17 protein-coding genes are annotated in these 15,283 nt (G+C 37.1%); 4 read left to right on the forward strand and 13 right to left on the reverse strand.

The annotated features are described in order from the left end of the window. Window positions 1-21 precede the first annotated feature (21 nt). The 4 genes from MUA90_RS12215 to tadA all read right to left on the reverse strand — a co-directional run bounded on the left by MUA90_RS12215 (window position 22) and on the right by tadA (window position 3,146). Window positions 22-891, reverse strand: a complete 870-nt coding sequence (locus MUA90_RS12215) for a Cof-type HAD-IIB family hydrolase (protein WP_114603955.1) — start codon at window positions 889-891, stop codon at window positions 22-24. Between the two features lie 254 nt (window positions 892-1,145). Further along, window positions 1,146-2,051, reverse strand: a complete 906-nt coding sequence (locus tag MUA90_RS12220) for an IS3 family transposase (RefSeq protein ID WP_316959807.1) — start codon at window positions 2,049-2,051, stop codon at window positions 1,146-1,148. Continuing rightward, complete coding sequence (locus MUA90_RS12225) at window positions 2,018-2,542, reverse strand: transposase (RefSeq protein WP_262585858.1); 525 nt, start codon at window positions 2,540-2,542, stop codon at window positions 2,018-2,020. The genes MUA90_RS12220 and MUA90_RS12225 overlap by 34 nt, the downstream gene beginning before the upstream one ends. 88 nt (window positions 2,543-2,630) lie before the next feature. Then, entirely contained in the window at window positions 2,631-3,146 is a 516-nt protein-coding gene (gene tadA / locus MUA90_RS12230) for a tRNA adenosine(34) deaminase TadA (RefSeq protein WP_262587196.1), read from the reverse strand. A 64-nt stretch (window positions 3,147-3,210) separates the two neighbouring features. Here tadA and MUA90_RS12235 point away from each other — a divergent pair, with 64 nt between their 5' ends. After that, a complete protein-coding gene (locus MUA90_RS12235) occupies window positions 3,211-3,828 on the forward strand; it encodes a deoxynucleoside kinase (RefSeq protein ID WP_262587198.1) in 618 nt (205 codons plus the stop codon). Next, window positions 3,821-4,486 carry a deoxynucleoside kinase gene (locus MUA90_RS12240; protein WP_114603958.1) on the forward strand — a complete coding sequence of 222 codons (666 nt, stop codon included), beginning with the start codon at window positions 3,821-3,823 and terminating at the stop codon, window positions 4,484-4,486. Before MUA90_RS12235 ends, MUA90_RS12240 begins: the two co-directional genes overlap by 8 nt. Window positions 4,487-4,555: 69 nt before the next feature. Here MUA90_RS12240 and MUA90_RS12245 read toward each other — a convergent pair whose 3' ends face one another. From MUA90_RS12245 to MUA90_RS12280, 8 genes are all read right to left on the reverse strand, one after another. Next, entirely contained in the window at window positions 4,556-5,377 is an 822-nt protein-coding gene (locus tag MUA90_RS12245) for an HAD-IIB family hydrolase (RefSeq protein WP_262587200.1), read from the reverse strand. 19 nt (window positions 5,378-5,396) lie between these two features. Continuing rightward, window positions 5,397-5,807: a hypothetical protein gene (locus tag MUA90_RS12250; RefSeq protein WP_262587201.1), complete on the reverse strand. Its 411-nt coding sequence runs from the start codon at window positions 5,805-5,807 to the stop codon at window positions 5,397-5,399. Window positions 5,808-5,838: 31 nt separating this feature from the next. Further along, the gene (locus tag MUA90_RS12255) at window positions 5,839-6,555 is read right to left on the reverse strand and encodes an HAD family hydrolase (protein WP_105993654.1); all 717 of its coding nucleotides are present in this window, start codon (window positions 6,553-6,555) and stop codon (window positions 5,839-5,841) included. A gap of 137 nt (window positions 6,556-6,692) precedes the next feature. Next, complete coding sequence (locus tag MUA90_RS12260) at window positions 6,693-7,079, reverse strand: YbaN family protein (protein WP_114603961.1); 387 nt, start codon at window positions 7,077-7,079, stop codon at window positions 6,693-6,695. Window positions 7,080-7,238: 159 nt separating this feature from the next. Continuing rightward, window positions 7,239-8,318 carry a branched-chain amino acid aminotransferase gene (locus tag MUA90_RS12265; protein WP_262587203.1) on the reverse strand — a complete coding sequence of 360 codons (1,080 nt, stop codon included), beginning with the start codon at window positions 8,316-8,318 and terminating at the stop codon, window positions 7,239-7,241. Between the two features lie 286 nt (window positions 8,319-8,604). Beyond that, complete coding sequence (locus MUA90_RS12270) at window positions 8,605-9,642, reverse strand: S66 family peptidase (protein WP_262587204.1); 1,038 nt, start codon at window positions 9,640-9,642, stop codon at window positions 8,605-8,607. 182 nt (window positions 9,643-9,824) lie between these two features. Further along, entirely contained in the window at window positions 9,825-10,787 is a 963-nt protein-coding gene (locus MUA90_RS12275; RefSeq protein WP_262587206.1) for an L-threonine 3-dehydrogenase, read from the reverse strand. A 212-nt stretch (window positions 10,788-10,999) separates the two neighbouring features. Next, entirely contained in the window at window positions 11,000-11,461 is a 462-nt protein-coding gene (locus MUA90_RS12280; protein ID WP_262587208.1) for a GNAT family N-acetyltransferase, read from the reverse strand. 112 nt (window positions 11,462-11,573) lie between these two features. Between MUA90_RS12280 and MUA90_RS12285 the strand changes: the two genes are divergently transcribed. Next, window positions 11,574-12,572: a choloylglycine hydrolase family protein gene (locus MUA90_RS12285; RefSeq protein ID WP_262587209.1), complete on the forward strand. Its 999-nt coding sequence runs from the start codon at window positions 11,574-11,576 to the stop codon at window positions 12,570-12,572. Window positions 12,573-12,674: 102 nt separating this feature from the next. Here MUA90_RS12285 and MUA90_RS12290 read toward each other — a convergent pair whose 3' ends face one another. Next, complete coding sequence (locus MUA90_RS12290; protein WP_262587211.1) at window positions 12,675-13,862, reverse strand: glycine C-acetyltransferase; 1,188 nt, start codon at window positions 13,860-13,862, stop codon at window positions 12,675-12,677. A gap of 207 nt (window positions 13,863-14,069) precedes the next feature. On the opposite strand from MUA90_RS12290, the gene MUA90_RS12295 reads away from it, so the two are divergent. After that, complete coding sequence (locus tag MUA90_RS12295) at window positions 14,070-15,251, forward strand: M20 family metallopeptidase (protein WP_262587213.1); 1,182 nt, start codon at window positions 14,070-14,072, stop codon at window positions 15,249-15,251. The last annotated feature ends 32 nt before the right edge of the window (window positions 15,252-15,283 follow it).

A 15,283-nucleotide genomic window follows, 5' to 3' on the forward strand; every position in this document is an offset into this window, starting at 1 on the left:
AAATTCGTCACCTCAACTAGATTATTTTGATTGTTCTTCTAACATTTTATTGATTGCTTTACCGACACCGCTGTTTTGGTTTGTGTCTGTCACATATTTCGCGTATTCCTTCACTTCTGGAATCGCATTTTCCATTGCGACCGGATAACCTGCGCGTGAAAGCATAGATACATCATTCATGTTATCGCCGATAGCCATGACATTTTCCATTTTAATGCCTAATTGGCTGGCGATTTCTTCTAACGCAATCCCTTTTTGCGCATACGCATTCGTTATCTCGATATTGCCGCGTGCAGAAGATGAAATTGCCAAGTTTGGATGTTCTGCTAATTCTTTGCTGACACGGTCTACTTTTTCGACATCGCCGTCGAATGCTAAAAGTTTCATCACAATTTCACCTGGTGTTTCCGCAATTTGGTCATAATTGCTGACAACTTTAAGTGTCCCTTGGTCAATACGATGTTGAATGTGTTTTTTAATCTTTTCAACATCTGCTTTTTGACCGGCATGCTCAGCAATATCAATATAAATATCTAAATCTCTTTGCGGGTCTTCTGTATAAATACCAAAGTTCGTATACACTTGGTAATAAATATTTTCACGGTTCAGTACGTGTGTAATCTGTTCAATCATTTCATGATTCAAACTTGAAGTATGCATAATATCAAATGATTCATCACGTACTTCTGCACCATTCAAACAAATATAAGGGACTTTTAATCCTGTAGGTTCCACAGGCGCATTGGCTTCATAGAAAGCACGTCCCGTCGCTATTACTACCGTAATCCCTTGGTCTTGCGCTGCTTTAATCGCTTTAATATTTTCCTCTGAAATTTCATGTGCTGCATTTAATAATGTTCCGTCCATATCTGTCGCAATTAATTTAATCATGAATTAACCTCGTTTCTATTGTCTTTACCGCAGTGTCGTAAACTTAATATATTACAACGTAGTCTAATCTCATTCTATCAAATTTCATCCGGATACTTCTATCGTCTGTTCCGCCTATTTCTCAGATAAACCCGATCAAGTATTAAAATCGCCTTAAAAACGCCTTAAACTCACATATTTTTTACACTCTTTACAAAAAAACAAAGACAAACTTCCTCTGTAGTGAACCCAAAAAGTTGAACTTTTTGATTAAGCTATTTTCCTAAGGCAAGATTTCTGTATTCAACAGGAGTCTTGCCTTTTAAATTTACTTTTCTTCTTACGTTATTATAGTAATTGATATATTTGTGTATTTCTAATTCCAACTCTTCATAAGAATTAAATTCTTCTCCATAAAACATCTCTTGTTTTAATAGGCCAAAGAAATTCTCCATTGGAGAATTATCATAACAGTTCCCTTTACGCGACATACTTTGAAATATATGATTGTCTTTGAGCGCTTTTACCCAAGCTTTATGCTGGTAGTGCCAACCTTGATCAGAATGTACTGTAGTTCGATAATTTAATTCAGGTATATTTTTAATAGCCTGATTTAAAGATGACAAAGCACATTCTAAATTTGGGTGCCTACTAATAGAATAAGCGATGATTTCTTTTGAAAATACATCTAAAACAGGTGACAAATAAAGCTTTGTATTTGTATTCTTAATATTGAATTGAGTAATATCTGTTAATAATTTTTGATAAGGTCTATCTGATACAAATCTTCGATTTAGTATATTTTTAGCGACTTTTCCAGTGCTTCCTTTATAAGATTTATAGTTTCTGCTTCTATGGTTAAACTTTGTGCATAAAAGTTTATTTTCTCTTGTTATTCTTAAAACTTTCTTATGATTAACTATAATCCCCATTGCATGAAGCTCTAAAGTAATTCTACGATAACCAACACGTTCATGATTTTTTTCGATAATTTCTTTAATCAACTTCAGCAGAGGTGCATCCTTATACTCTTTTAAACCTAAATTGTTTTTCCAATAATGATAGCTGCTTTTAGCTATATTGGCTACTTTTAGAATATGATTCAGCTGATAATCTTTCTCTTTCCTTAACTCAATAATAGCTGAAACTATTTCTTTGTTTGATTTTTTCGAGCTAAGGATTGTAACTTTTTTTCGAGTTCAATTTGGATTTCCAACAATTTATTTTCATAACGTAGTCTTTCAAGTTCTTCTCTTTCAGTTTCGTTTAATGGTTGGTTAGACGGTTCACTCTTCTTATTTTTCATGGCTTTGGACACACGACCTTTCGGTTTTGGTTTTAAGCCAAGAATACCATACTCATTAAATTTCTTCTGCCATTGAGCAATTAAGGAAGGGTTAGGAATATTAAATATTTTCGCAGTTTCTTTATACGATAAATGATGTTCCAATCGGTATTCTATGATTTCACATTTTTCTTCTTTTGAATATTTTCTTTTTGTCATACCAAAAGTAAGACCTTGAATACCGAAGGTATCGTACTGATAGATCCATCTTTCGATATAAGAATGATGAATATTGTACTTTTTAGCTAATGAACCATAACCAATTTGCCCGCTTTTGTATTCTTGTAATATTTTAAGTTTGAAATCTAAACTATAACTTTTATTCATAATTAAACACCCCAAAAGTTGAATTTTGTAGGTTCAACTTTTGGGGTGCAGTACACTCACAAGAGTTCGTCTGTCTTATTTGCTTATTTTAATTATATCCTGAAAGATGTTTGATCATTCTTTTGTTCTTTGTTGCTTTGCTGCTTTTTTTCTTATCTCTTAATTGTTTAAAGAAGTCTTTTAAAATTTGTCCGCATTCTTCTTCTAATACACCGCTCACTACTTCAGCACGGTGGTTGAAACGTTCTTCTTGAAGCAAGTCCATTAAACTGCCGCTGCATCCGCCTTTCGGATCTGTTGCTCCATATACCACTCTAGGTATCCGACTCATAACAATAGCGCCTGAACACATCACACAAGGTTCTAAAGTAACATAAAGCGTACACCCTTCTAAACGCCAGCTGCCTACCGCTTCTGCTGCTTTCTCTATTACTATATGTTCTGCATGTGCCGTCGGAAGTTGAATGGTTTCTCTTAAGTTATGTGCACGTGCTATAATTTCATCGTCTTTAACCATCACAGCACCAATCGGCACTTCCCCGATGGCTTGTGCTTTTTTTGCTTCGTCTAATGCGATTTTCATATATTTTTCATCTAATGTCATAGGTTCAATCCCTTACCATGTGATACAATATCTATTGTCTATTTTAACACTTGGAGTGTTGTTTATGAATCAACCTTATATCGCTATTGAAGGACCTATAGGAGTAGGCAAATCCTCATTAGCACACTTATTAAGTCAATCTCTTAACTACCATGAAGCACAAGAAATTGTGGATGAGAACCCCTTCTTGTCCGATTTCTATGACGACATTTCAAAATGGAGTTTCCAAACAGAAATGTTCTTCTTGTGCAATCGCTATAAACAAGTTCAAGACCTCAAACATCATAACAAAGGTATTGTCGGCGATTATCATGTTTATAAGAATAAAATTTTTGCACGTCAAACTTTGACAGATACAGAGTACCATAAATTTGATCGTATCTTTGATATTTTAACTGAAGATTTGATGATGCCGGATATTGTTGTTTTTCTCGATGCTGATTTAGACGTGTTAAAACAGCGTATCGCAAAGCGCAACCGCAGTTTTGAAGCACAAATCGAAGACGATTATCTGTTGAACTTAAAAGATGCTTATTACCGTTTTTATCAATATTTAAAACAACAAGGCAAACAAGTCATCCGCATCAATACAACAAATATCGATTTCGTTAATCGCCCAGACGATTACAACAATATATTAAACATTGTCCAATCAATGATAGGAGGCAACACGCATGAATAATTACGGTATCCCTCAAGATGCAGTGATTACTATCGCAGGTACCGTGGGCGTTGGTAAATCCAGCTTAACACGTGCTTTAGCTGAAAAATTAAATTTCCGCACTTCTTTTGAGAATGTGGATCATAATCCATACCTTGATAAGTTCTACGATAATTTTGAACGTTGGAGTTTCCATCTTCAAATCTATTTCTTGGCAGAACGTTTCAAAGAACAAAAACGTATGTTTGAATACGGCGGCGGTTTCATTCAAGACCGTTCCATTTATGAAGACGTTGATATCTTCGCGAAAATGCATGAAGAACAAGGTACAATGTCGCCAGAAGACTTCAAAACCTATTCAGAGTTGTTTGAAGCGATGGTCATGACACCTTACTTCCCAAAACCTGACATTTTAATTTATCTTGAATGCGATTATGACGAAGTCATTGAACGTATTCGACAACGCGGACGCCAAATGGAAATCGATACAGATCCAGAATACTGGAAGAAACTCTTCCGTCGTTATGAAGCATGGATTTCAAGTTTCAATGCCTGCCCTGTCGTACGCGTGAACATCAACGAATACGATTTGCATGAAAGCCCAGATACCTTAGATCCGGTGCTGGATAAAATTGCGCATATCATTGATATCCATCGTAATGTAGATCCGAGAAAATAATAAGCAGCCAAAAAATCATGTATCTCTTCTCTTAGCTGAGTGAGATACATGATTTTCTTTTACTCTGAATCAATCTGTATTAATTTGTTTATCAAAGAACCGCTTAATTTCATCATTTAATCCTTTATAATAATCATAATGTGTAACTGGGAATTTCTCTTTCATTTCATCATCTGTGCTGTTATGCATTACAAACGGATAACCGATATGACTGAGATAAACCTCATCATTACCACTGTCACCGAAACCTAGTACTCCTTCTGAATCAAGGTCATACATATCTAACAGATAACGCACAGCAAATAACTTTCCAGCATTTTTCGGTGTGAAGTGTACATCATAGGCATCTTCAGGGTCGCCTGCTTTAGGATTCGTTTTATTATAATGTACAGCATAATCATAAGCTGCGGCTTTATCTTGTAAATCTTTTAAATACTGCGCATCTTGCGCTTCATCACCTTGTGCATAATAATAGTATTCATACAATGTTTCTTCATCTCTGAAGGCTCTTTGCGGATGAAGTTCAACGTGGTGTTCAGACTCAAAGTCGTTGATAATTTCATCGACTTTTTCTTTAGTGAATGTTGTTTCTGAAACAGCTTGGCCATAGTCTTTAGAACGATGGTACACACCTTTATCATCTCGCTCAAATAGTTTTGAACATAAATCAGAAAAGATAAAGTGCGGTTTATACTCCATTTCAGCATTTTTCATTTTCTCCATGATGCTTTCAAAGATACTGCCGGATAGCACCGCAGTAATCACTTGATGCTTGTCTTCAGCCAGTCGCAATGTCGATTCAAGTTCACGCAGTTGTGGAATATCTTCTTTCGTGGTTTGATGTTTATAATACGTTTCGTCAAAATCAAATAAAATTAATTGACGCATCATATCACCCCTCCAACATTAATTATATTTCTAATTCCTCGCGATAAATAACAGGTTCATATTCATCATCATTGACAGCTTTACTGAAATAGCCCTCATCCTTTTCTGTTAAACCGAAAGCTTCAGCTTTGTTTACATCGCTGGTCCCCATATAACTTTGACCTTGCATATCAAAATACAAATCAAATAAAGTACCGCCGTAGCGTGCTTCATGTTTAAGATCATATAGTGCTTCCACTTCATGGCGTGCTACATCTTTATAATAGAGTGTATGGCTTGAATGCTTAGTGGTCTTAGCTTCAAAGCCTAAAGCACGTGCACTGGTATCTTCAGTCACTAAATGTAATGTTTTGCCGGAATCATTCAATACCCGAAACACTTCTCCTTGATATTCTGCGTAGCGTCCATCTGCTACTGTGCCTGGATTGCTCATGTTAATCACCTCTTTTTATGCATCTGCGCTGTTATTCTTTATCTGATGATTGCCCTTTTAAGATATTCACCACTTCAGGGGCTGTTTCAACGACATAATCGGCTTGTTTAAATTCATGTGCTTGTCCTACACCGGTCAACACCGCTACAGAAAGGCCTAGATGGGCATTAACAGCCGTTTGGATATCATTAGGGTTATCGCCCACAATTGCGATTTCTTCTGCTTTAAGCCCCTTCTCTTGGTCAAAGAGCGGGTTTAATACAGCAGGGTCAGGTTTCTCAGCCGCATTGGCTTCTGTAGATATGACTAAATCAAAGAAAGCTTCTGTATCGGTCGCCTCTATAAATTGATCTGTTCCTTTTTTAGTGTCGCTGGTAATAATACCGATGCGATAGCCTTGTGCTTTTAAAGTTTCTAATGCTTCTACCATACCCTCAATCCATTTGATTTCAGGTTCTCTGTGATCAATCAAATATTGACTGGTTTGACGCGTCCATTCACCTACATCTTCACCTGCCAGCGCATTGAAATTTTGAATAATTTCATCAAGTGAACCACATGCCATCGGTGTCCCTGGTTCAATTTGATTTGTCTCTTTATTTACACCTAATGTTTGATACGCGTGTGCTTGATCTTCATCCGAAATAAAGCGCTCAACAAATTGGTCTACCATTTGAATACCAATTTTCATCCAGCTCATATCAAAATCGATTAATGTTCCGTCTTTATCAAATAAGATCCACTTAATTACCAATGATTTCACTTCTTTCTATAACCTTTTATCCCATTTTATCAGTTCGGCTGAAATGAAGGAAATTTAAAAAAGCCTTGTCTCCGAAAACTGGATACAAGACTTTGAATCATCCTATTTCAAACCGTTTCAGCTTAACGCTGTTTATCTTCTTTCGAATCTTCCGGCAAAGTTTTTACCAAAGTAAACAAGACAACTGTTTGAATCGTTACCATAATCAATAAGCCGATTCTCACTAAACTGTGTTCTATCATAAAAATTGAAAAAGCAATCACTATATACAAACTCATCAATATCTTAAATTTCTTCTTTAAAGTGAAGCCTCTATCTCTTTTAAAGCTCTCGACATATTCGCCGTAAATTTTTGTATTGACTAACCATCGATTAAATCTCTCTGAGCTTCTAGAGAAACAGACAGCTGCTAAAAGTAAAAAAGGTGTAGTCGGCAATAAAGGAACAACAATTCCGATAAACCCGACAATTGCAGCGATGAGTCCAATCGCAATCAAAATATATCTCATAAAAGCACCTCTGTCGATAATCATTTCCAATTATACAACAGGACGGACACTTGTAAATAAAAATACAATCAGAAACATACTTCTATCGAACCAAAACAAAAAAGAATAAGCCGAAAACCGCACTGTATTGCGATTTCCGACTTATTCATCTGCTTCATATTAGTGTTTAGGGACCACAACTCTCCAGCCGTGTTTATCTTCTAATTTACCGCTTTGAATACCAGTGTATTGGTCATATAAGTGTTGCGTAATTTTACCTGTTTCGTTGTTGTTGATAGTGATTTCACGGTCTTCATATTTTAAAGTACCTACAGGTGAGATAACTGCAGCTGTACCTGTACCGAAGACTTCGTCTAATTCGCCTCTGTCGTATGCTTCGAATAATTCATCAACAGAAACACGGCGTTCTTCAACTTTGTAACCTAATTCTTTTGCAAGTTCGATTACTGTTTTACGTGTAATACCAGGTAAGATACTGCCGTTTAATTTTGGTGTAACAAGTACGCCGTTTTCAACGAAGAAGATGTTCATGCTTCCGACTTCTTCGATGTATTTTTGTTCTACACCGTCTAACCATAATACTTGGTCGTAGCCTTCTTTGTTTGCGTTAGATTGTGCTAATAAACTTGCTGCGTAGTTACCAGCAACTTTAGCGAAACCAACACCGCCGCGTACGGCACGAACGTATTTGTCTTCAACATAGATACGTGTAGGTTTTAATGCATCTCCGCCATAGTATGAACCTGATGGTGATAAGATGATTAATAATTTGTAGTGTGTTGCTGGGTGCACACCTAAACCTGCTTCAGTCGCAAATATGAATGGACGAATGTATAATGATTGTCCTTCGCCTTCAGGTACCCAATCACGTTCAACATTAACAAGTTCTTTTAAGCCTTCTAATAATAATTCTTCATCGATTTGAGGCATTTCTAAACGTGCTAATGATTGGTTAATACGTTTGAAGTTTTGGTCTGGTCTGAATAAATCAACTTCTCCATTATGTTTATATGCTTTTAGACCTTCAAAGACAGCTTGGCCATAATGAAGTCCTTGTGCAGCTGGATCTAATTCGATCGGTGCATAAGGTGTAATCTTCAAATCATGCCAACCACCTTTATCTTCATCGTAGTCGTAACTTAACATATAGTCTGTGAAGTGTTGACCGAATCCTAAGTTGCTTGGATCTGGTTTTTGTTTAAGTTCTTCACGTTTCTCGAATTTAACATTTTCTGACATGATTTTTGCCTCCTAAAAATTTGCTTATAAATAAGATAATACTAAAAGTATAGCAATCAAACACCTTGTATTCAATGAGTTTTTAGAAAATTTCAAAAATATACCCCTAATCAAAATGATACATCAACAGTATTCCCTGTCATTTTCCCCCTATGTATTTGTTTCATTGATTGAAGAGGCATGTCACTAAAATTGTTTACATCTCCATTATTGTACAGTAGATAGATGAATGCAACTGTGAGGGGTAGCAATTACTAAGAAGCCTGCTTTCTTGCAGATAATTTCTCTACTTGCATCCTTGTTCTGAAATCGAAAATGAAGGCATCTCGGTATTTAATACTGCTTGCGCACCGTACGGCAAAATACATTTAGGTTCATTATGGCCGAAACTTGCATTAAACATAACAATCAAATCATCATAGCCGTTTTCTTTTAAGACATCTTGCCATATTGTTTTAATCATTTGTGCTTGCTCAATTTTCTGAGGCTTTCCAATAATTACACCACTGATTTTATCGAATATTCCCATGTAAATAAAAGAACGCAGCGCTTGTTTTAAAAAGTATGGCGGTAATTGTGATTCAGAGTTTTCCACAAATAATATACTATTTTCAAATGCTTCAATTTCAGGAAATACAGATGTACCTCTCAAGTTATTAAGAACTTCAAAACAACCGCCTATTAACTTTCCTTCAGCAATACCATTGCCATTAATCACTTCATAACCTGTATTTTCGATTTTCGGCCGTGATACAAAGCGGCTTTGTTTCCCCCACTTCAAACCGAATTGACGGTAATAAGGAGCAGTGTCGATATTTCCGATAATCTGGTTGGCAAACAGCGTTTTGAATATATGATCTGTTGTATATTCGTCCATCTCTATATGTTCTGCGAAATCTGTTAAAACAGCTGGACCATAATAACTGCGTACTCCTGCTTTGAAAAACTTCAAATGAATTGATGTCGCATCTGAATAGCCCATGAAAATTTTAGGATACTGCTGAATCAGCTTCTCATCTAGAAAAGGTACAATTCTCATAAATTCTTCACCGCCGATGAATGTAATCAGTGCTTTAACTTCTTCATCTAGGAGTGCTTGATGAATATCATCTGCTCTTTTTTCTGGATGGCGATATACGAAATCCAGACCCTTCAATGCATTCGGCATCACTTTTACTTTCAAACCGAATACTGTCTTTAAGCGGTCAATTGCTGTTTGGACACGATATTGCACAAAGGATTCGCCTACTACTCCCGAAGAAGGTGAAATCAGCGCAACCGTATCTCCTCTTTTTAAGTGTTTTGGTACTATTAACTGTTTCATTCAGTTCTCCTCCAACTTCATCATAAAACTGGATACAAATTAAAAAACAGGTGATGCGAATCACCTCAACCCAAGGTCACCCGCTTCACCTGCTTCTTCATTGCCTGTCTGTTAAGTAAAGCTGGATACAAAAGTCCTTTTAATTACATTCAGCCCTGCTTTTGCGCTTTACCTATTATGATTTATTTTTGTGCTGCTGCTTCTTTTTCTCTGACACCGTTTAACATAGCTTCAGTCATTTTATCTAAGTCATATTTTGGTGCGAAGCCCCATTCGTCTCTTGAACAGCTTGTGTCGATCGCATCCGGCCAGCTGTCCGCAATACCTTGACGTACAGGATCTACATCGTAACTTAATTTAAAGTCTGGAATGTGTTTTTGAATAGATGCTGCGATTTCTTCTGGTTCAAAGCTCATACCGCTTAAGTTGAAAGCACAACGATGTTTTAATTCACCTTCAGGTGCTTCCATTAATTTAATAATTGCATCAATCGCATCATCCATAAACATCATGTCCATGTATGTGCCTTTATCGATGAAGCTAGTGTATTCTCCCTTACGTACTGCTTCAAAGTAAATTTCAACGGCATAGTCTGTAGTTCCGCCGCCTGGTTCTTTAACATATGAGATTAAACCTGGGAAACGTACACTGCGTGTATCCACACCGAATTTAGTATGGTAATACTCACATAACAATTCTCCCGATACTTTATTTACCCCATACATTGAAGTTGGACGTTGGATTGTAAGTGCAGGTGTATCTTTCTTAGGTGTTGTCGGTCCGAATGCACCGATTGAACTTGGTGTAAAGAATTGCAAGTCATATTCACGTGCTGTTTCTAACGCATTGACTAAACCGCCCATGTTGATATTCCAAGCAAGCTGCGGGTTCTTTTCAGCAGTTGCTGAAAGTAATGCAGCCATGTGCATCATCGCATCCGGTTTAAACTCAGAAACGATTTTCTTCATACGCTCTATATCTGTCACATCAAGAATTTCGAATGCTCCTTCCTTGATTGGAGAGTCTGCTTCAGGCTCTCTGATATCTGTCGCCAATACATTATCTGTTCCGTAAATTTCACGACATTTCAATACAAGTTCCGTACCGATTTGGCCAAGTGCACCAGTAATCATAATTCTTTTCATGAATTTCATCCCCTTGAATTTGAGTGTGTTTTTATAAAGACAAGGTGTATTTCTGAGATGTACATTCTGTTTCTATTTGAATATATTTTACTATATCTCCTTACTATTGTATATATCATATATACAAAGATAAGTAAAGCGCTTACATTTGCATATTGCAATTTTCCACTAATTCATCGTTTTTACCCACAATTTTAATATACACATACATTTTAAAGTTTTTTGCGACAACAGTGCCGTAAAGTTTCATAGCCTTCTTTTTCATAAAATAAAGCCGCATGATCATTTTGCACCCAGTAATCCAATTCTACTGTATCGCATGCTTCTTGAACTGCAATATTTTCAATATAATCCATAAGCGCATGTCCATACCCGTTATTTTGATACTCAGGTTCTATACCGATTTGATGTACATATAAAGTCTTTTGCGCATAGCGAAAAGGTGTTTCAGTCAAAGTAAGCACCTGACACCAGACGTAACCTACTGCTTCTTCTTTCTCTGTTGCGACTAGCAAATAATGTTCTGGACGCTCAATCAGCTTTTGAAACAAATCTAATGTATCTAAATAATGGTAGGGTTTGAAGATATCTGGATAGGCTTGATGATGCAAAGTGTGTACATTTGTATTCAGGCGTGCTAATAACGCTGCATCTTCGCATGTTGTTATTTTCATATCTCTTCCCCTCTTTCGCTTCTTCCTTTAATTCGATAATCGTTCTTCCTTCATGTTATGCTTATTCTAACAATTTCACGTAAACATTGCTCAAACTAAGGAGGCACTCATTATGTGTACAAGCTTAACTTATACATCGCAGTACGACAGCAATTATTTAGCACGCACCATGGATTTTTCTTTTGCGTTAAACTCATTTCCTAAAGTCATTCCAAGACATCATGATTGGACGACAATGAATGGTCGCGACTTTACATTAGATTACGGCTTTGTCGGTACTGCAATGACTGTGAATGGTGTTGTTTTTGCGGATGGTGTAAATGAACAAGGCTTAGCTGTTTCAGTGCTTTATTATCAAGAAGAAGCATCTTATGCCACATCTACTTCCAGCGACAACATTAATTTAGAACCGGAAGAATTTATTATGTGGGCATTAGGCATGAATGATTCTATTAAAGAACTCAAGGAACAAGTGGATAGTGTACGATTATTAAAACAAGTCAATCCCGCTTTAGATAGTGCACCGCCGCTTCACTTTATGGTCACAGATCAAACAGGACAAAGTGTTGTAGTGATTCCTGCAGATGGGCAGCTCATCATTAAAGAAAATCCTGTCCGTGTCTTAACAAATAATCCGAATCTCGAATGGCACTACCAAAACTTAAGACAATATACCAACTTCAATGTCGAAGCACCTTCACCTTCTTTGCTTGGGATTGAAACTATACGTCCCTTAGGTGTAGAAGCAGGTACTGAAACATTGCCAGGCGGTTATACTTCACCATCTCGTTTTGTGAAAATGGCACACTTCAGACAATTTATCGAAGATACAGAAGATGATCGCAAACGTTTGAATAACCTTTTCAAACTGTTGGATACTGTCAGTATTCCGCGCGGTATTGTCTTAGACGAAGGCACAATTTATTACACGCAATATCAAGCCATAGCAGATACACATCATTTAACTTATTATTTCAAAGACTACAGCAGCAATAATATTTATAAAATCAAACTTACCGAAGAATTGTTGTCGTCTAGAGAAGAAAAGTCATATGTCGTCAAACCTGAGTTGAACTTTACTGATTTAACAGAAGCAGAACCTGATGCTTAATATAATTTATGAACAAACCAGAACACATAAAACTCTTAAAACACAAAAAATAAAGCGGAAAAGCTCATCCTTGAACTTTTCCGCTTCTTTTCATACTTGTTATTAAATAATACCTAATTCTTTACCTACTTTTTCGTATGCTGCTAAAGCATCATCTAACATTTCTTTAGTGTGTGCAGCTGTAGGCATGTTGCGTACACGGCCTGTACCTCTTGGAACAGTTGGGAAGACGATTGATTTTACATAAACGCCTTCATCTTTTAAGCGTGAACTGAATTCTTGTGTTTTCTTTTCATCACCAATGATTACTGGTGTAATCGGAGTATCTGAGTTTCCGATATCATAGCCTAATTTTTTCAAGCCTTCTTTAAGGTAGTCGCCATTTTCCCAAAGCTTGTCATGCAACTCTGTAGAATCCATTAATTTGCGTACTGCTGCGATAATTGCTGCTGAAGATTCTGGAGTTAATGAAGTTGAGAATAAGAATGGACGAGATTGTACTTTTAACCAGTCGATTAATTCTTGAGAGCCAGCTACATAACCGCCTACAACACCGATTGCTTTAGAAAGTGTACCGATTTGGAAATCGATTTTATCTTGCAAGCCGAAATGTTTAACTGTACCGGCACCTTTGCCCATCACACCTGAACCATGTGCGTCATCAACGTAAGTGATTAAACCGTACTCTTCCGCAATTTCAACGATTTCAGGTAATTTCGCAACGTCGCCGTCCATACTGAAGACACCATCAGTAATGTACATAACTTTGTTGTATTGGCCTGATTCAACCGCTTCTTTTGCTTTTTGACGTAAATCATCCATATCTGAGTGGTTCACACGAATGATTTTAGCTTTTGATAAACGGCAGCCGTCAATGATAGAGGCATGGTTTAATTCATCAGAAAAAATTGCATCGTTTTTGTTCATAACTGCTGAAATCGCAGCCATGTTACAGTTGAAACCAGATTGGTATGCGATTGCTGCTTCAGTACCTTTGAACTCTGCTAATGTTTTTTCTAATTCATCATGCACATCTAAAGTACCGTTGATTGAACGTACAGCACCTGCACCTACACCGTATTTATCAATTGCTTTTTTTGCTACTTCTTTAAGATCTTCGTTTGTTGCTAATCCTAAGTAGTTGTTTGAAGATAAGTTGATGTAGTTTTTACCGTTAATTGTAATTTCCGGTCCGTTTGCACCCTCAATTGTGTCAATTTCGTTGTAAAGTCCGTTATCTTTTAAATGCTGGATATTTTCACTTAAAAAATTGTGTAATGATTGAACCATTGGTAGTAAATCCCCCTTGTGTTTGATTACATATATCATAACGCATTTTATTCTTTTAGAAAAGCTGAGTACTTTCAAATAACTTTAAATTCGCATTTTTTAGCATTTTCAATGTTTGAAAACATCGCCTTTCCCCTTTCGGGTTTAAATCAAAGGGTCCGTGCTATAATAAGTACATCTATACTAATTACAGAAGAGGTGAATACCATGATTAATTGGTATCAACTTGCACAAGAGAAAGAGAAGTCTATGATTCAAATCAGAAGACATCTGCATCAATATCCAGAACTCTCTTTCGAAGAACACAACACACATGATTATATCGTCAATCAGCTCGAACAGCTTGCTTGTGATATCCGCCGTCCTGTCGGTAAAAACGGGATTGTCGCAACGTTTAAAGGACAAGAAGAAGGGCCGACTGTTGCGCTGCGTGCTGACTTTGATGCATTGCCGATCACTGAATTAAACGATAAGCCCTACCGTTCTAAAAACGAAGGCTGCATGCACGCATGCGGACATGATGGACATACGGCTATCTTATTAGGTGTGGCACAAATTATTAATGAAAACTTAGCCTATTTAAAAGGCAATGTCGTTTTAATCTTCCAATACGGCGAAGAAATTGTCCCGGGCGGTGCCCAGCAAATGATTGATGATGGTGCTTTAGACGGTGTAGACCGTGTTTACGGCAACCACTTATGGAGCGGTTATCCCACAGGCATCATCTATTCACGCCCTGGTGCTATGATGGCATCACCTGATGAATTTACTGTCAGTATTCAAGGTAAAGGCGGACATGGCGCAAAACCGCATGAAACAATTGATCCGATTGTCATCTTAGCTGAATTTATCTTAAGTGCGCAAAAGATTGTTTCTCGTACTGTAGACCCGATTAAACAAGCTGTGGTGACATTCGGTATGATTCAAGCAGGTGCATCAGACAGCGTTATCCCTGACTCAGCTATCTGCCGCGGTACCGTAAGAACATTCGATTCAGAACTGCAGACCCACATTATGAATAAACTCAATAAACTCTTGCAAGGTTTAGCAGTCGCAAATGATATCGAATATACACTAGATTACGAACGCGGTTATGTTCCTGTTCATAATAATGAACAAGCGTATGAAACAGTAAAACAAGCAGCACATGACTCTAATTTAAGATTTACAGAAGCAGAAATGATGATGGTCGGAGAAGACTTCTCTGCGTATCAACGTGTCAGACCTGGCGCATTCTTCTTAACAGGCTGCGGCAATGCTCAAAAAGGTACTGACTACCCGCACCATAGTCCTTATTTCGATATTGATGAAGCTGCACTTAAATATGCGGCAGCAGAATTCTTGAAAATACTCGAACTTGAAACTGTGTTATCTCCTGAGAGGCTATAATCAAAGCAAACTGGATTAATAATATTTATAAA

Origin of the sequence: Staphylococcus sp. IVB6181 (assembly GCF_025561445.1) — a bacterium.
GTDB classification, from domain to species: domain Bacteria; phylum Bacillota; class Bacilli; order Staphylococcales; family Staphylococcaceae; genus Staphylococcus; species Staphylococcus simulans_B.